Here is a 16,033-nt window from a genome sequence, read left to right as displayed (position 1 = left end):
GACAGCAGGGCGAGCGCGGCGATGAACAGGACCATCAGCCCGCCCAGGACCGCGAGCTTGCGCCCGCCGGAGGGGCCGGGCACTCAGTGCCCCATCCCGAGGCCGCCGTCGACGGGCAGCACGGCACCGTTGACGTACCCCGCCTCGGCCAGGAACAGCGCGGCCCGCGCGATGTCGTCGACGTCGCCGAAGCGGGCGGCGGGGATGCGGGCCTTGTAGTCGGCCTGGGTGGCCTCGGGCAGCTCGCGGGTCATGTCGGTGTCGATGAACCCCGGCGCGATGACGTTGGCGGTGATGCCGCGGCTGCCGAGCTCGCGGGCGATGGAGCGGGCCAGGCCGATCATCCCGGACTTGCTCGCCGCGTAGTTCGTCTGCCCGGGCGAGCCGTACAGGCCCACGACGGACGACATGAAGATGATGCGGCCCCTCTTGGCGCGCACCATGCCGCGCACCGCGCGCCGCGCGACCCGCCAGGCCCCCGAGAGGTTGGCGTCGACGACGGCGTCGAACTCCTCGTCGCTCATCCGCATGAGCAGCTGGTCGCGGGTGGTGCCGGCGTTGGCGACCAGGACCTCCACGGCCCCCTGCTGCGCCTCCACGGCGGCGAACGCGGCGTCCAGGGACGCGGGGTCGGTCACGTCGGCCTGGACGGCGAGGAAGCCCTGCGGCGGCTGGCCCGAGCGGTAGGTGACCGCGACGTGGTCGCCGGCGTCGGCGAAGGCGCGCGCAACGGCCAGGCCGATGCCGCGGTTGCCACCGGTCACCAGGACGCTGCGGGCAGGACGCTGGGTGGGGTTGACGGAGGTCACGGTCGTTCAACGTAACGCACCGGCCGATGCGGGCTTACCGTGGGAGCGTGCAGGAGCAGGGAACCCAGGACGGGACGTACCGGATCACCGACGCCCCGACCTCCCAGACCGACGACATCGGCGTCCGTTACCGCAAGTACGTGATCTCCATGGTGATCCGCACGATCTGCGTGATCTGCTTCGCCTTCATCGACCACTGGTCACGCTGGCTGTTCGTGGCCGGTGCGGTCTTCCTGCCCTACATCGCCGTCGTGCTGGCCAACGCCGGCCGCGAGTCGCGCGGACCGCGGCCGGAGTCGTTCGACGTCACCCCGGCCGAACCCCCGGCCCCGCGGGACCTGCCCGCGCTCGAGGCGAAGATCACCGGGATCCACTCCCCGCGCGATGACCGCTGAGGTGGCGCACAGCCGCACGACAGCTGCGCGACACCGGCGGTTCACCGCTTGGACAGCCGCCGGTCCGGTGCCATGCTGAGGCCGTGGAACCTCGCGTGCAGTCCCGGGGAACGTCTGCCTACTCGTCGGCCACGTCCCTGCACGAACCACCGTCCGACTTCGTCTGCAGCGCGCGGGGGTGCACCCACCCCGCCGACTTCGGCCTGCTGTGGAACAACCCGAGCCTGCACACCCCTGAGCGCCGCAAGACGTGGCTGGCGTGCACCGAGCACCGCGAGCACCTCTCGCAGTTCCTCGGCGCCCGCGGGTTCCTGCGCGAGGTCGTCGAGGTCGCGCAGCTGCGCCCCTGAGACCGTCGGCGGCACGCGTGCCGGGGACGCGGCGGGACGGGCACTGACCCGGTGAACGTCCTGCGACTGCTGCGCGAGCCCAGGTGGCTGCGCGGCCTGGCCGTGGCGATCCTGATCGCCCTGGTGTGTTGCCTGCTGGGCCGCTGGCAGTGGCACCGGCGCGAGGAGCGCCTGGCGGCCAACGCCCCGCTGGTGCGCAACTACGACGCGGCCCCCGTCGACGTGACGTCGGTGCTGCCCGCCGGGACGCAGCTCAGCCCGGCACGGGTGTGGACGCCGGTGCGGGTGAGCGGGCGCTACGACGCCGACGCGACGGTGCTGGTGCGCAACCGCCCCCGGGACGAGCAGTTCGGCTACGAGGTCCTCGTCCCCCTCGTGCTCTCCGACGGCACGGCCCTGCTGGTCGACCGCGGCTGGCTGCCCGCCGGGTCCGACTCCGACCAGCCCGACACCGTCCCGGCCCCGCCGTCCGGGGAGGTGACGGTGACCGCGCGGTTGCGCCGGTGGGAGAGCGACAAGCGCGGCTCGGTCCCCGGCGGGCAGGTCGCCTCGATCGCCCGCGACAGCGTGACCCGGGCCGTGGCCGACGGCTCGCCCGCCTCGGGCGCCCCGCGGCTGCTGGACGGGTACGCGCTGCTGGCCACCGAGACGCCCGCGCCCGCCGACGCCCCCGCGGCGGCCGTCCGCCCGGACGTCGACGAAGGGCCGCACCTGGCCTACACCGTGCAGTGGTTCGGGTTCGCCCTGACGGCCCTGGTGGTGTGGGTCGTGGCCGGCCGGCGCGAGCTGGCGGCGAGGGCCGAGGGTTCGGAGGGCTCGGCCGAGCCCGGGCCGGTGGGTGCCGGCGGAGCCGACGAGAGCGGCACGAGGAGCACGGGCCCGGTCGGGAACGGCCGCGAGAGCGCCCGCGAGAGTCCCGAGCAGGCCCGCCGCCGCCGGCGCGAGGGCCTCGACGAGGCCGCCGAGGACGCCGAACTGGACGCCGTCGACCGGCTCTGACCTGCCCTTCTCCCCGGCGAGAGGATTCCCAGAATCGCCCGTTCGGGTGCTTCCGATCATGCTGTGTGTCTCACCGGCCACTCTGCGCAACAATGTCCGCATGGACTTGGGCCTCAGCGACCGCGTGTACATCGTCTCCGGTGCGTCCACCGGTCTCGGCCTGGAGTGCGCGCGGGTGCTCGCCGACGAGGGAGCGCTGCTCGTGCTGCACTCCGGGGACGAGGACGAGCTGGCCGCCGTGGCCCCCGGCATCGGCGATCCGTCGCGGATCCTGCTGGTCCCCGGGGACATCTCCGACCCCGGCACCGAGACCCGCCTCGTCGCCGCCGCCAACGCCCGCTTCGGGCGCCTGGACGGGGCCGTCATCTCCTGCGGCACCCCACCCACCTCCAGCGTCCTGGAGGCCGCCGACGGGGCCTGGCGCGAGGCGTTCGAGTCCAGCCTGCTGGGTCCGCTGCGCCTGGCCCGCTCGGTCGGCAAGGCCGCCACGGCCGAGGGCGCCTCGATGGTGCTGCTGCTGTCCAGCACGGTTCGCACCCCCGTCATGGACGCCGGGGTCGCCAACGGCCTGCGTCCCGGGCTGGCGATGGCCGCCAAGGCCCTGGCCGACGAGCTCGGCCCCCGGGGGGTCCGCATCAACAACCTGCTCGCCGGGCACGTGGACTCCAGCTCGCCGCTGGAGTTCGAGGACTCCGACGACCTGGCCACCGAACTGCTCGAGACCATCCCGCTGCGCCGGGCCGGCCTGCCGCACGAGTTCGCCCGCGCGGCGGTCTTCCTGCTGTCCCCCGCCGCCAGCTACATCACCGGTGCGTCGCTGACGGTGGACGGGGGCACCGACCGCTCGCTGTAGAACGGCCGGGACCCCGTCGTGGGGGTGGGCCCGGTCTCAGACCTGGCGGGCCCGTCCCCTCGTCGCCCCACCGCGGCTGCGCAGCGTCACGTCGTTCTCGCTGAGCAGGCGGTGCACGAACCCGTAGGACCGTCCCGTCTCCTCGGCCAGAGCGCGGATGCTCTTGCCCTCGGCGTACCCCTTGGTCAGCTCGTCGGCGAGCTGTTCCCGCTCGGTCCCGCTCAACCGGGTTCCCCGCTTGATCGTCTCGGTCACCCCGACCTCCTCCACCGTCGCTGTCGACCTCAGACCCTCACCATGGTCACCATTCAGCGCCGTCCTGGCCAGTCGAACAGCCGGATCACTGATCCGTCCGTGATCACCGCCGCCGTCCCCGGACGGCGGGAGACCGACGTCCCGCAGGGAGGCACTGCCGGACCACGCACTGCGGCGACCCGGGAGGGCGCCGACGGGGTGGGGGTCCCGGACGTCCGGAGTGAGCGCTGACGCCAGCAGGCGAGGCGACGCGAGGAGCCGGCGCGAACGGAGAGTCCGGGACCCCCACCCCATCGGCGCCCGGCCGCGCACCCCACCACGGCACCGCACGAGCCGCAGCGCGACACCGCCCGAGGCTCAGGCGAGCGAGACCAGCTCCGCGTACTCCGCGTTCCACAGGTCCTCGACCCCGTCCGGCAGCAGCACGACCCGCTCGGGCCCCAGCGCCTCCACGGCCCCCTCGTCGTGCGTGACGAGCACGACGGCGCCCTCGTAGTGCTTGAGGGCGTCGAGGATCTCGGCCCGCGAGGCGGGGTCGAGGTTGTTGGTGGGCTCGTCCAGCAGCAGCACGTTGGCGCTGGAGACCACGAGCGTGGCCAGCGCCAGCCGCGTCTTCTCCCCGCCCGACAGGACCCCGGCGGGCTTGTCGACGTCCTCGCCGGAGAACAGGAACGAGCCCAGCACGGTCCGCACGCGGGTGTCGTCGAGGTCGGGCGAGGCCGAGCGCATGTTCTCCAGGACCGAGCGGTCGTGGTCGAGGGTCTCGTGCTCCTGGGCGTAGTACCCGATCTTGACGCCGTGACCGCCGATGATCCGGCCGGTGTCGGGTTCCTCCACGCCGCCGAGCATCCGCAGCAGCGTCGTCTTCCCGGCGCCGTTGAGGCCGAGGATGACCACGCGCGAGCCGCGGTCGATGGCCAGGTCGACGGCCGTGAAGATCTCCAGCGACCCGTAGGACTTCGACAGGCCCTCGGCCATGAGCGGCGTCTTGCCGCAGGGGGCGGGCTTGGGGAAGCGCAGCTTGGCGACCTTGTCCTGGACGCGCACGTCCTCCAGGCCGTCCAGGAGCCGTTCGGCGCGCTTGGCCATGTTCTGCGCGGCGACGGCCTTGGTGGCCTTGGCGCCCATCTTGGCGGCCTGCAGCAGCAGGGTCCCGGCCTTCTTCTCGGCGTTGGCGCGTTCGCGCACGCGGCGCTTCTCATCGGTCTCGCGCTGCTTGAGGTAGTTCTTCCACCCGACGTTGTAGAGGTCGATGGTGGCGCGGTTGGCGTCGAGGTGGAAGACGCGGTTGACGACGACCTCGAGCAGCTCGACGTCGTGGCTGATGACGATGAGCCCGCCGGAGTAGTTCTTCAGGTGCTCGCGCAGCCAGGTGATGGAGTCGGCGTCGAGGTGGTTGGTGGGTTCGTCCAGCAGCAGCGTCTCGCTGGCCGAGAAGAGGATCCGGGCCAGCTCCACGCGGCGGCGCTGACCACCCGACAGCGTCTTGAGCTGCTGGTCGAGGATGCGGTCGGGCAGGTTGAGGTTCGCGCAGATCCGGGCGGCCTCGCTCTCGGCGGTGTACCCGCCGAGGGCCACGAACCGGGCGTCGAGCTTGGTGTAGCGGTCCATGGCCTTGTCGCGGACCTTGGGGTCGTCGCTGGCCATGTCGACCTCGGCCTTGCGCAGCCGGGCGGTGATGTCGTCCAGGCCCCGCGCGGCCAGGATCCGGTCGCGGGCCAGCATCTCGGGGTCCCCGGCGCGCGGGTCCTGCGGCAGGTAGCCGATCTCGCCCGAGCGGGTGACGGTGCCCGAGGCGGGCTGCCCCTCGCCGGCGAGGACCTTGGTCAGCGTCGTCTTGCCGGCGCCGTTGCGGCCGACGAGCCCGATGCGGTCCCCGGCGGCGACCCGGAAGTTCACCCCCTCCATCAGGAGGCGGGCTCCTGCTCGGAGTTCGATGTCGGTGGCGACGATCACGGGGGGCGGCTCTCACTTCAGGTGCGGGACGGGGTTCGCGCCCAGTCTACGGGCGCACGGCAGCGGACCCCCGGAACGAGTTCCGGGGGTCCGCGAGGGGGTGGGTCAGACGTTGAAGCCGAGCGCGCGCAGCTGCTCGCGCCCGTCGTCGGTGATCTTCTCCGGGCCCCACGGCGGCATCCACACCCAGTTGATGCGGTGGTCGGCCACGACGTCGGTGAGGGCCTGCGCGGTCTGGTCCTCGATGACGTCGGTCAGCGGGCAGGCCGCGCTGGTCAGCGTCATGTCGATCGTCGCGACGTTGTCGTCGGAGACGGTCAGGCCGTAGATGAGGCCCAGGTCGACGACGTTGATCCCCAGCTCGGGGTCGACGACGTCCTTGAGGGCCTCCTCCACGTCGGCCAGGGCCGCCGGGGTGGGACCGCTCGCCGCGGTGGTCTCGCTCACGGTCGTTCCTCCAGTCCTCGGGTGGGGCTCAGGCGTGGGTGAGGAACCGGTCGTAGCCGGTCTCCTCGAGGGAGTCGGCCAGTTCCGGGCCGCCCTGCTCGGCGACCTTCCCGTTCACGAACACGTGGACGAACTGCGGCTTGATGTAGCGCAGGATCCGCGTGTAGTGGGTGATGAGCAGGACACCGGGGTTGGCCTGCGCCAGCGACCGGTTGACGCCCTCGGAGACGATCTTGAGGGCGTCGACGTCGAGGCCGGAGTCGGTCTCGTCGAGCACGGCGAACTTGGGCTTGAGCAGTTCCATCTGCAGGATCTCGTGGCGCTTCTTCTCCCCGCCGGAGAAGTGCTCGTTGACGTTGCGCTCGGCGAAGGAGGAGTCCATCTTCAGGTCGTCCATCGCCTGCTTGACGTCCTTGACCCAGGTGCGCAGCTTCGGCGCCTCGCCGTCGATGGCGGTCTTGGCGGTGCGCAGGAAGTTCGACACCGTGACGCCGGGGACCTCGACGGGGTACTGCATGGCCAGGAAGAGCCCGGCGCGGGCGCGTTCGTCGACGCTCATCGCCAGGACGTCCTCACCGTCGAGGGTGACGGTGCCGCCGGTGACGGTGTACTTGGGGTGCCCGGCGATCGAGTACGCCAGGGTCGACTTGCCCGAGCCGTTGGGGCCCATGACGGCGTGGACCTCGCCGGAGGCGATGGTGAGGTCGACCCCGCGCAGGATCTCCTTGACGGAACCGTCCGCCTCGTCGACCGTCACGTGCAGGTCGCGGATCTCCAGGGTGGACATTCAGTTCTCCTCAACGTTCTGCGCGAGCTGGGTCTCGATCGTGGTCATCAGGCGGGTCGAGATCTCGGGGATGCCGATCTTCTCGACGATGGAGGCGAAGAACCCGCGCACGACCAGGCGACGGGCCTCCTCGGCGGTGATGCCGCGCGACTGCAGGTAGAACAGCTGCTCGTCGTCGAACCGGCCCGTGGCGCTGGCGTGCCCGGCACCGACGATCTCGCCGGTCTCGATCTCCAGGTTCGGCACCGAGTCGGCGCGCGCGCCGTCGGTCAGGACGAGGTTGCGGTTCAGCTCGTAGGTCTCGGTGCCCTCGGCGCTGGCGCGGATGAGGACGTCACCGATCCACACGGCGTGCGCGGACTCGCCCTGCAGGGCGCCCTTGTACTCCACGTAGCTCTTGCAGTTCACGGCCGTGTGGTCGACGAACTGGCGGTGCTCGGAGTGCTGGCCGGCGCCGGCGAAGTACACGCCGAGCGCGGTCGCGTCGCCGCCGGGGGCGGCGTAGGAGATGTTCGCCGAGACGCGCACGGCCTTGCCGCCGAGGGTGACGACGATGTGCCGCACCCGCGCGTCGCGACCGACGAGGACGTCCTGCTGGCCGACGTGCAGCGCGTCGGCGTCCCACTCCTGCAGGCTGACCACGGTCAGGTCGGAGGCGTCGCCGGCGCGGACCTCGACGTTGCCGCGGTGCGCGCCGCCGCCGAGGTGGGACAGCACGACGAGGGCCTTGGCGTGGTGGCCGGTCTCGACCACGACGTGCCCGGAGGTGGTGACGCCGGTCTCGCCGCGGACCGTGACGACGACGGGGGCGTCCAGCTCGGCCTCGGCCGGCACCTTCACGAGGTGGGCGACGTCGGTGGTGGCCCAGCCGGTCACGGCGGCGCGGTCGCCGGGGACGAACGCGCTGCCCGCACCGACCTCGGCGAGGGTGCCGGTGCGGTGCTCGACGACGTCGGGTGCGGAGACCTCGACGGCCGCCGAGCGCGCCGGGGCGGCGTCGTCGAACAGCGGGGCGAGTTCGCGCAGCGGCGAGAACTTCCACTCCTCCTCCCGGCCCGTGGGGACCGGGAAGTCGGCGACGTCGAAGCTCGTCGCGCGCGCGGCGCGGGAGGCCTCGGGGACGACCGGCCCGCCGTGGGTGTGGGCCCCGGAGGTGTCCGCCGTGCCGGTCCTCGTCCCGGGTGCGGACGCGGTGGTCTCTTCGTTCACGAGGGTCATCAGCCGACGGCCCCTTCCATCTGCAGCTCGATCAGGCGGTTCAGTTCCAGCGCGTACTCCATGGGCAGCTCGCGCGCGACGGGCTCGATGAACCCGCGCACGATCATCGCCATGGCCTCGTCCTCGGCCATGCCGCGGCTCATGAGGTAGAAGAGCTGGTCGTCGGAGACCTTCGAGACGGTGGCCTCGTGCCCCATGACGACGTCGTCCTCGCGGATGTCGTTGTAGGGGTAGGTGTCCGACCGGGAGATCGTGTCGACCAGGAGCGCGTCGCAGCGCACCGTGGACGCCGAGTGGTGCGCGCCCTCGAGGACCTGGATGAGCCCGCGGTAGGAGGTGCGGCCGCCGCCGCGGGCGATCGACTTGGACACGATCGAGCTGGCGGTGTGCGGTGCGGCGTGGACCATCTTGGCGCCGGCGTCCTGGTGCTGGCCCTCACCGGCCATGGCGATCGACAGGGTCTCGCCCTTGGCGTGCTCGCCCATGAGGTAGACGGCCGGGTACTTCATCGTGACCTTGGACCCGATGTTGCCGTCGATCCACTCCATGGTCGCGCCCTCGGCGGCCGTGGCGCGCTTGGTGACCAGGTTGTAGACGTTGTTCGACCAGTTCTGGATGGTCGTGTACCGCACGCGGGCGTTCTTCTTCACGACGATCTCGACGACCGCGGAGTGCAGCGAGTCGGACTGGTAGATCGGCGCCGTGCAGCCCTCGACGTAGTGCACGTAGGAGCCCTCGTCGGCGATGATCAGCGTCCGCTCGAACTGGCCCATGTTCTCGGTGTTGATCCGGAAGTAGGCCTGCAGCGGGATGTCCACGTGGACGCCCTTGGGCACGTAGATGAACGACCCGCCGGACCACACCGCGGTGTTCAGCGAGGCGAACTTGTTGTCGCCCACCGGGATGACCGTGCCGAAGTACTCCTTGAAGAGCTCCTCGTGCTCGCGCAGCCCCGTGTCGGTGTCGACGAAGATGACGCCCTTCTCCTCCAGGTCCTCGCGGATCTGGTGGTAGACGACCTCGGACTCGTACTGGGCCGCGACGCCGGCGATGAGGCGCTGCTTCTCGGCCTCGGGGATGCCCAGGCGGTCGTAGGTCGCCTTGATGTCCTCGGGCAGCTCGTCCCAGCTGGTCGCCTGCTTCTCCGTGGAGCGCACGAAGTACTTGATGTTGTCGAAGTCGATCCCGGTCAGGTCCGAGCCCCAGTCCGGCATGGGCTTGCGGCCGAACAGGCGCAGGGCCTTCAGGCGCAGCGCGAGCATCCACTCGGGCTCGTCCTTGAGCGCGGAGATGTTGCGCACCACGTCCTCGGACAGGCCGCGCCGGGCCGAGGCACCGGCGGCGTCGGAGTCCGCCCAGCCGTACTGGTACTTGCCGAGGCCCTCCAGTTCGGGCGGACCCGCGGTGGTGGTGGTCTCGGAGACGGTGTCGGTCACAGTCGTCGTCCTTCCGTGGCGTGCTGGGTGTCGTGCGCTGGGTCGGGCTGGGGGTCGTGCGCTGGGTCGGGCTGGTGGAGCGTCTCGAGCGGGATGAACGTCGTGCAGACGTGGTCCCCGTGGGCCAGGGTCGCCAGGCGCTGGACCCGGGTGCCCAGGATCGTCTCGAAGGTCCGCCGCTCGGCCTCGCACAGCTGCGGGAACGCCTCGGCGACCTTCTGGACCGGGCAGTGCCCCTGGCACAACTGGGTCCCCTCGGCCGGTGTTCCCTGCGCGACGGGCCGGGAGCTGGCCGAGTAGCCCTGGTCGGCCAGAGCCCGCACCAGCGCCTCGACGCGGTCCGGCAGCGGGCCCTGCAGACCGGCCAGGGACTGCTCCAGGGCCGCGAAGCGCTGCCGCGCGAAGTCGGTGACGGCCTGCGGGCCGAGCGTGTCGGCCAGGTACCGCAGGGCGCCGAGGGCGAGGTCGTCGTACCCCGAGGGCAGGTCGTCGTGACCGGCGGAGCCGATGACGTACTCCTTGGCGGGCCGGCCCCGGCCGCGGCGGGCGTCCGGGCGCGGGTCGCGCACCTCCAGGACCCCCTCGGCGACCATGGCCTCGAGGTGGCGCCGCACGGCGGCGCCGGTCAGCCCGAGCAGGTCGGCGATGCGAGCGGCGCTGACCGGGCCGAGCTCGGCGACGGTGGTGCGCACCCGGGTCCGGGTGCGGGCCTCCTCCGAGGTCACCGCGGGGCCCGCTCCCGCGACGGGCCGGTGCCCCGCGGGTAAGGCCGTCCTCACCATTTCCACAACACCCATGTTACCTAATTGCCCGCCGAGGCCCCAACCGACCCCCCGCGTCCGGTCGGGGACCTACTACTCCTCCTCGTAGACTCCTGCCTCGTGGCGCTCGGTTCCCCCTCACCCTCGATGGCCAAGGACGCCCGCGCGGACGCGGCCGTCGAGGTCGTCGACCTGCGCAAGAGCTACCGCGCCGGCGCACCCGTCCTCGACGGCCTCACCTTCCGCGCCGAGCGCGGGCGGGTCACCGCCCTGCTCGGGCCCAACGGAGCCGGCAAGACGACGACCGTGGGGATCTGCGAGGGCCTGCAGCGGGCCGACTCCGGTCGCGTGCGCGTCCTGGGCCTGGACCCGGTCGCCGACGCCGGCGCGCTGCGCCCGCGGGTGGGGGTGATGCTGCAGGACGGCGGGTTGCCGACCGGCGTGGGTGCCCTCGAGGCCCTGCGGCACCTCGCCTCCCTGCACTCCGACCCCCTCGACGTGGGCGCCCTGGCCGAGCGCCTGGGCCTGACCTCCTTCGCGCGCACCCGCGTCCGGCGGCTGTCCGGCGGCCAGCGCCAGCGCCTGGCGATGGCCTGCGCGCTCGTGGGCCGCCCCGAGCTGGTCTTCCTCGACGAACCCAGCGCCGGCCTGGACCCGCAGGCCCGCCTCGCCGTGTGGGACGTCGTGCGCGAGGTGCGCGCGGCCGGGGTCGCCGTCGTCCTGACCACCCACCTCATGGAGGAGGCCGAGCGCCTGGCCGACGACGTCGTGGTCGTCGACCACGGCCGGGTCGTGGCCACCGGCTCCCCCGACGACCTGACCCGGGGCCCGGCCGCGCTGAGCTTCCGCTCCCGCCCCGGCCTGCCGACCGCCTCCCTGACCCGTGCCCTGCCCGCGGGGGCCGAGGTCAGCGAGCTGGAACCGGGCCGCTACGTCGTCGCCGGGATCGACGTCGACCCGCGCGTCGTGGCGACCGTGACGAACTGGTGCGCCTCCCACGACGTGCTCGCCGAAGGCGTCGGCCCCGTCCGGCGCACCCTGGAGGACGTGTTCCTCGACCTGACCGGGAGGACCCTGCGGTGACGGCCCTGGACTTCAGCCCCGCGGGCGGGGCCACCCCGTTCCTGCCCCGGGTCCTGCGCCAGGCGGGCTTCGAGGCCGCGGTGGCGCTGCGCAACGGCGAGCAGCTGCTGCTCACCCTCCTGCTGCCGGCCCTGGTGCTGGTGGGCGTGACGCGCGTGCGCTCCCTCGACCTCGGGACCGGGCCCCGCCCGGCGCTCGCCCTCGGCGGTGTGATCGCCCTGGCCGTGGTCTCCACCGCCTTCACCGGCCAGGCCATCGGCACCGGCTTCGACCGGCGCAACGGGGTGCTGCGCCTGCTGGCCACCTCACCGCTGGGGCGCTCGGGCCTGCTGGCGGGCAAGGTCCTGGCCGTCCTGGGCCTGGTCGTCGTCCAGGTCGTCGTGCTGGGCCTGATCGCCCTGCCGCTGGGCTGGTCCCCCACCGCCGGGGCCCTGGCCGCGGTGCCCGCGCTGCTGCTGGGCGTGGCGGCCTTCACCTGCCTCGGCCTGCTGCTGGCCGGCACCGTGCGGGCCGAGGGGACGCTGGCCGTCGCCAACTTCGTCTGGGTCCTGCTGCTGGCCGGGGGCGGGCTCGTGCTGCCCTCACCGCTGGGGCCGGTCGCCGCACTGCTGCCGTCCGGCGCCCTGGGCACGGCCGTGCGCGAGGCGCTGGCCTCGGGGACGGTCGCGGTCGGCCCGCTGGTGGTGCTCGCGGTCTGGGCCGTGCTGTGCGGCCTGGCCTGCGCGCGCTGGTTCCGCTGGGAGTGAGCGCGCTGCTCGGCCTGGGCGTCCTCGCCCTCGGCGCGCTCGTGGTCCTCGCCGCCGTCCTGCTGGCCCTGGCGGGGCGGCGACGCACCCCGGCGACCATCGGCTGCGCCCTGGCCGGCGCGGCGCTGCTCGTCGTGTGGGTCGTCCTGACCGCCCGCGCCGGCGTCCGCGCCGACGGGCGGGGCACCACCGCGACCGTCTACGACGACGCGCAGTGGTGGGCCCTCGCGGTCCTCGCCGCGCTCACCTCCCTGGCCCTGACCGCGCGCCACCGGCGCCGCTGACCCCCGCCGCACGACGGCGAAACCCCTCCCGGAGCAAGGTCCGGGAGGGGTTTCGCCGTGCAGCGGGCAGGAGCCTCAGGAGGGCCAGGAGAACGACAGGAACGGGTCCAGCGCGACCGCGATCGAGAGCAGCGTCAGGTACGTGATCGAGCCGTGGAACACCCCCATCGGGGAGATCCGCCGCAACTGCTCCAGGGTCCCCGCGTCCTGCCCGCCGGTCTCGCGCTCGAAGCGGGTCGCCCTGCGGTGCAGGCCGACCGTCTGGGCGAGGAACCCCACGCCGAGCACCAGCGCCGCGACGCCGTAGACCACCCCGGCCCCGCCGAGGGGCACGAGCAGCAGGGAGCAGAGCACCATCGCCACCGTGTAGAGCACGATCTGGCGCGAGACCGTCGTGGGCTTGGCCACGACCGGCAGCATCGGCACCCCGGCGTTGGCGTAGTCCTCGCGGTAGCGCACCGACAGGGGCCAGTAGTGCGGCGGGGTCCACAGGAAGATGACGCCGAACAGGACGAACGGCGCCCAGGACAGCGAGTTCGTGACCGCCGTCCAGCCGATGAGGACCTGCATGCAGCCCGCGACCCCGCCCCAGACGATGTTCTGCGACGTGCGGCGCTTGAGCAGCAGCGTGTAGCCCACGACGTAGAGCAGGATCGCGCCGACGGCCAGGGCGGCCGAGAGGACGTTGACGAACAGGACGAACAGCGCGGTCGAGGCGAGGCCGAGGACGACGGCGAACAGCAGCGCCTGGTTCGGCGTCACCGCACCCGTCACCAGCGGCCGGTTCTCGGTGCGCTTCATGAGCGCGTCGATGTCGCGGTCGAAGTAGCAGTTCAGGGTGTTCGCGCAGCCCGCGGCCAGCGCCCCCCCGACGAAGGTCGTCAGGATGAGCCACCCCGAGGGCATGCCGTCCGCGGCGAAGAGCATCACCGGGATAGTCGTGATGAGCAGCAGCTCCACGATGCGGGGCTTGGTGAGCGCGACGTAGGCGGCGGCCCGGGGGAAGCGCGGGGGGCGCCCGCTGCGGCGGCGGCCCAGCAAGCTGGTCCGGGAGTGCGCAGGGGCGTCGGAGAGACGCGGGTCGGCGACGGTCACAGTGTCCTCGGGGCGAGGCGGCAGCGGGCGGTCCAGAGCTTACGCCTCTGCTACGCAGTGTCGTATCCGGCCCGTGCCGCACGGCGCGCCCCGCGGGCCCTCCCCGCCCGCGCCTCGCGCCCCCGCGGGGGGCGCCACCCCTGCCCAGAGGCGCCCGACCCCGCTGCGAGTAGGCTCACCTGTGGTGACGCACCCCACACCCGCGGCGGACGACGTCCGGCCCCGGCCGGGGTGGGCACCGCACACGAACGCCTCGATCGCCGGGCCGCCACGAGCGGGCCGGCGCGCGACGGGAGACGACAGAGCGGACCACGGCCGGTCCCCCACCGCCATCCGGGCGTTGGTCGGTCAGCTGGTTCGCACGGGAGGAGATACGTGAGCCAGCAGTCCCTCGAGTGGAGCGACCTCGACACCAGGACGGTGGACACCGTCCGCGTCCTGGCCATGGACGCCGTGCAGCGTGCCGGCAACGGGCACCCCGGCACCGCGATGAGCCTCGCGCCGGTCGCGTACCTGCTCTTCCAGAAGATGCTGCGCCAGGACCCCTCGGACCCGGACTGGGTGGGCCGCGACCGGTTCGTCCTGTCCTGCGGGCACTCCAGCCTGACGCTGTACATCCAGCTGTACCTGGCCGGCTACGGCCTGGAGCTGGACGACCTGAAGGCCCTGCGCAAGTGGGGTTCGAAGACCCCGGGCCACCCCGAGCACGGGCACACCGCCGGGGTCGAGATGACGACCGGCCCGCTGGGCCAGGGCCTGTCCTCGGCCGTCGGGATGGCCATGGCCGCCCGCCGCGAGCGCGGTCTGTTCGACCCCGAGGCGGCGCCGGGCACCAGCCCGTTCGACCACTTCATCTACGTCCTGGCCTCCGACGGCGACATCGAGGAGGGCGTGACCTCCGAGGCCTCGGCCATCGCCGGGGTCCAGGAGCTGGGCAACCTGGTCGTCATCTACGACCAGAACCACATCTCCATCGAGGACGACACCGCGATCGCCCTGGGCGAGGACACCGCCGCGCGCTACGAGGCCTACGGCTGGCACGTCCAGACCGTCGACTGGACCAACGGCGGCGAGGGCCCGTACACCGAGGACGTCCACGCGCTGCACGCGGCGATCGAGGCGGCCAAGGCCGAGACCGGCAAGCCGTCCTTCATCCAGCTGCGCACCGTCATCGCCTACCCGGCGCCGACCCTGCAGGGCACCGGCAAGTCGCACGGCTCCGCGCTCGGCGAGGCCGAGGTCAAGGCGACCAAGGAGATCCTCGGGTTCGACCCGGAGAAGGACTTCGACGTCTCCGACGAGGTCATCTCCTTCGCCCGCCAGGCGCGCGAGCGCGGCAAGGCCGACCACGAGGCGTGGCAGACGTCGTTCGACGCGTGGCGCTCCGGCGCCGGTGAGCGCGCGGAGCTGTTCGACCGCATCCGCACCCGCACGCTGCCCGCCGGCTGGGAGCAGGCGCTGCCCGTCTTCGAGCCCGGCAAGGCGATCGCCTCGCGCAAGGCCTCCGGTGAGGTCCTCAACGCCCTGGCCGCCGGTCTGCCGGAGCTGTGGGGCGGGTCGGCCGACCTGGCCGAGTCGAACCTGACCTCGATGAAGGGCGAACCGTCCTTCCTGCCGCCGAACCGCACGACGAAGACGTGGGACGGCAACATCTACGGCCGCACCCTGCACTTCGGCATCCGCGAGCACGCGATGGGCTCGATCCTCAACGGGATCGCGCTGCACGGCGGGACCCGCCCCTACGGCGGCACGTTCCTCGTCTTCAGCGACTACATGCGCCCGGCGGTCCGCCTCGCGGCGATCATGAAGCTGCCGGTGACGTACGTGTGGACGCACGACTCCATCGGCCTGGGCGAGGACGGCCCGACGCACCAGCCGATCGAGCACCTCGCCGCGCTGCGCGCCATCCCCGGCCTCGACGTCGTCCGCCCGGGCGACGCCAACGAGACCGCGTGGGCCTGGCGCACGATCCTGGGGCACACCGACCGTCCCGCCGGCCTGGCGCTGTCGCGCCAGAACCTGCCGACGTTCGACCGCTCGCAGGCCGGCTGGGGCGACGCCTCCGGTGTCGCCAAGGGCGCCTACACGCTGGTGGAGAGCTCGGCGGCCACGCCGCAGGTCATCCTCATCGGCACCGGCTCGGAGGTCCAGATCGCCGTGGCCGCCCGCGAGCAGCTCGAGGCCGAGGGCATCCCCACCCGCGTCGTCTCGATGCCCAGCCGCGAGTGGTTCCTCCAGCAGGACCAGGCCTACCGCGACACCGTCCTGCTGCCGCAGGTCAAGGCGCGCGTCTCCGTCGAGGCGGGGCTGGCCTTCGGCTGGGAGCAGTTCGTCGGCGACGCCGGCCGCTCGGTCTCCATCGAGCACTTCGGCGCCTCGGCCGACTACCAGGACCTGTACCGCGAGTTCGGCCTGACCGACACCGCGGTCGTGGCCGCCGCGAAGGAATCCCTCGCCGGCCTGCAGTGACCCGTGCCCGGGGGCCCGTCAGGGCCCCCGGGTCTCCTTGCGGGCGCCGACCCGGCGCCCACTCGTAGTGGAACCCCGGAACGGAGAAAC

At 72.8% G+C, this 16,033-nt stretch carries 17 protein-coding genes; 8 read left to right on the top strand and 9 right to left on the bottom strand.

Features of this window, described 5'->3' with window-relative positions; all coding sequences use genetic code 11:
* Positions 1 to 83: 83 nt before the first annotated feature.
* Positions 84 to 809: a 3-oxoacyl-ACP reductase FabG gene (gene fabG / locus CLV37_RS01365; protein WP_106206231.1), complete on the bottom strand. Its 726-nt coding sequence runs from the start codon at positions 807 to 809 to the stop codon at positions 84 to 86.
* Positions 810 to 856: 47 nt separating this feature from the next.
* Here fabG and CLV37_RS01360 point away from each other — a divergent pair, with 47 nt between their 5' ends.
* From CLV37_RS01360 to CLV37_RS01345, 4 genes are all read left to right on the top strand, one after another.
* Entirely contained in the window at positions 857 to 1,204 is a 348-nt protein-coding gene (locus CLV37_RS01360; protein WP_211298288.1) for a DUF3099 domain-containing protein, read from the top strand.
* Between the two features lie 137 nt (positions 1,205 to 1,341).
* Positions 1,342 to 1,554, top strand: a complete 213-nt coding sequence (locus tag CLV37_RS01355) for a hypothetical protein (protein ID WP_106207298.1) — start codon at positions 1,342 to 1,344, stop codon at positions 1,552 to 1,554.
* Positions 1,555 to 1,605: 51 nt separating this feature from the next.
* A complete protein-coding gene (locus CLV37_RS01350) occupies positions 1,606 to 2,553 on the top strand; it encodes an SURF1 family cytochrome oxidase biogenesis protein (protein ID WP_106206227.1) in 948 nt (315 codons plus the stop codon).
* Between the two features lie 100 nt (positions 2,554 to 2,653).
* Positions 2,654 to 3,406 carry an SDR family oxidoreductase gene (locus tag CLV37_RS01345; protein ID WP_106206225.1) on the top strand — a complete coding sequence of 251 codons (753 nt, stop codon included), beginning with the start codon at positions 2,654 to 2,656 and terminating at the stop codon, positions 3,404 to 3,406.
* A 36-nt stretch (positions 3,407 to 3,442) separates the two neighbouring features.
* On the opposite strand, the gene CLV37_RS01340 is transcribed toward CLV37_RS01345, so the two are convergent.
* From CLV37_RS01340 to CLV37_RS01310, 7 genes are all read right to left on the bottom strand, one after another.
* Positions 3,443 to 3,661 (bottom strand): helix-turn-helix domain-containing protein, encoded by a 219-nt coding sequence (locus CLV37_RS01340; RefSeq protein ID WP_106207296.1) that lies wholly within the window; start codon positions 3,659 to 3,661, stop codon positions 3,443 to 3,445.
* Positions 3,662 to 4,018: 357 nt separating this feature from the next.
* Complete coding sequence (locus CLV37_RS01335) at positions 4,019 to 5,617, bottom strand: ABC-F family ATP-binding cassette domain-containing protein (RefSeq protein WP_106206223.1); 1,599 nt, start codon at positions 5,615 to 5,617, stop codon at positions 4,019 to 4,021.
* 105 nt (positions 5,618 to 5,722) lie between these two features.
* The gene (locus tag CLV37_RS01330; RefSeq protein WP_106206221.1) at positions 5,723 to 6,064 is read right to left on the bottom strand and encodes a metal-sulfur cluster assembly factor; all 342 of its coding nucleotides are present in this window, start codon (positions 6,062 to 6,064) and stop codon (positions 5,723 to 5,725) included.
* Positions 6,065 to 6,092: 28 nt separating this feature from the next.
* On the bottom strand, positions 6,093 to 6,851 hold the full coding sequence (gene sufC, locus CLV37_RS01325; RefSeq protein WP_106206219.1) for a Fe-S cluster assembly ATPase SufC: 759 nt from the start codon (positions 6,849 to 6,851) through the stop codon (positions 6,093 to 6,095).
* Positions 6,852 to 8,069: a Fe-S cluster assembly protein SufD gene (gene sufD, locus CLV37_RS01320; RefSeq protein ID WP_106206217.1), complete on the bottom strand. Its 1,218-nt coding sequence runs from the start codon at positions 8,067 to 8,069 to the stop codon at positions 6,852 to 6,854. It abuts the gene before it with no gap.
* Positions 8,069 to 9,505 carry a Fe-S cluster assembly protein SufB gene (gene sufB, locus CLV37_RS01315; RefSeq protein ID WP_106206215.1) on the bottom strand — a complete coding sequence of 479 codons (1,437 nt, stop codon included), beginning with the start codon at positions 9,503 to 9,505 and terminating at the stop codon, positions 8,069 to 8,071. The genes sufD and sufB overlap by 1 nt, the downstream gene beginning before the upstream one ends.
* Positions 9,502 to 10,230: a helix-turn-helix transcriptional regulator gene (locus tag CLV37_RS01310; RefSeq protein WP_211298286.1), complete on the bottom strand. Its 729-nt coding sequence runs from the start codon at positions 10,228 to 10,230 to the stop codon at positions 9,502 to 9,504. Before CLV37_RS01310 ends, sufB begins: the two co-directional genes overlap by 4 nt.
* Before the next feature lie 183 nt (positions 10,231 to 10,413).
* Here CLV37_RS01310 and CLV37_RS01305 point away from each other — a divergent pair, with 183 nt between their 5' ends.
* Genes CLV37_RS01305 through CLV37_RS01295 form a run of 3 tightly spaced genes read left to right on the top strand, consistent with a single transcriptional unit; the run spans position 10,414 to position 12,379 of the window.
* Positions 10,414 to 11,349, top strand: a complete 936-nt coding sequence (locus tag CLV37_RS01305) for an ABC transporter ATP-binding protein (protein ID WP_106207294.1) — start codon at positions 10,414 to 10,416, stop codon at positions 11,347 to 11,349.
* A complete protein-coding gene (locus CLV37_RS01300) occupies positions 11,346 to 12,095 on the top strand; it encodes an ABC transporter permease (RefSeq protein WP_106206213.1) in 750 nt (249 codons plus the stop codon). Before CLV37_RS01305 ends, CLV37_RS01300 begins: the two co-directional genes overlap by 4 nt.
* Complete coding sequence (locus CLV37_RS01295) at positions 12,092 to 12,379, top strand: hypothetical protein (RefSeq protein WP_245885184.1); 288 nt, start codon at positions 12,092 to 12,094, stop codon at positions 12,377 to 12,379. Before CLV37_RS01300 ends, CLV37_RS01295 begins: the two co-directional genes overlap by 4 nt.
* Before the next feature lie 75 nt (positions 12,380 to 12,454).
* Here the strand turns inward: CLV37_RS01295 and CLV37_RS01290 are convergent, their stop codons facing one another.
* A complete protein-coding gene (locus CLV37_RS01290; RefSeq protein WP_106206211.1) occupies positions 12,455 to 13,474 on the bottom strand; it encodes a heme o synthase in 1,020 nt (339 codons plus the stop codon).
* A gap of 375 nt (positions 13,475 to 13,849) precedes the next feature.
* Here CLV37_RS01290 and tkt point away from each other — a divergent pair, with 375 nt between their 5' ends.
* Positions 13,850 to 15,943, top strand: a complete 2,094-nt coding sequence (tkt, locus tag CLV37_RS01285) for a transketolase (protein WP_106206209.1) — start codon at positions 13,850 to 13,852, stop codon at positions 15,941 to 15,943.
* Positions 15,944 to 16,033: the final 90 nt, after the last annotated feature.

The sequence above is a fragment of the Kineococcus rhizosphaerae genome (genome assembly GCF_003002055.1).
In the GTDB taxonomy this organism is placed as follows: domain Bacteria; phylum Actinomycetota; class Actinomycetes; order Actinomycetales; family Kineococcaceae; genus Kineococcus; species Kineococcus rhizosphaerae.
Note: the sequence above shows the minus strand (reverse complement) of the source record. Positions and strands in the feature narration are given on the sequence as shown.

Coding starts and splice junctions, on each gene's coding strand:
- CLV37_RS01305 (WP_106207294.1), top strand. CDS start 10,414: ATGGCCAAGGACGCCCGCGCGGACGCGGCCGTCGAGGTCGTCGACCTG.
- sufD (WP_106206217.1), bottom strand. CDS start 8,069: ATGACCCTCGTGAACGAAGAGACCACCGCGTCCGCACCCGGGACGAGG.
- sufC (WP_106206219.1), bottom strand. CDS start 6,851: ATGTCCACCCTGGAGATCCGCGACCTGCACGTGACGGTCGACGAGGCG.
- CLV37_RS01345 (WP_106206225.1), top strand. CDS start 2,654: ATGGACTTGGGCCTCAGCGACCGCGTGTACATCGTCTCCGGTGCGTCC.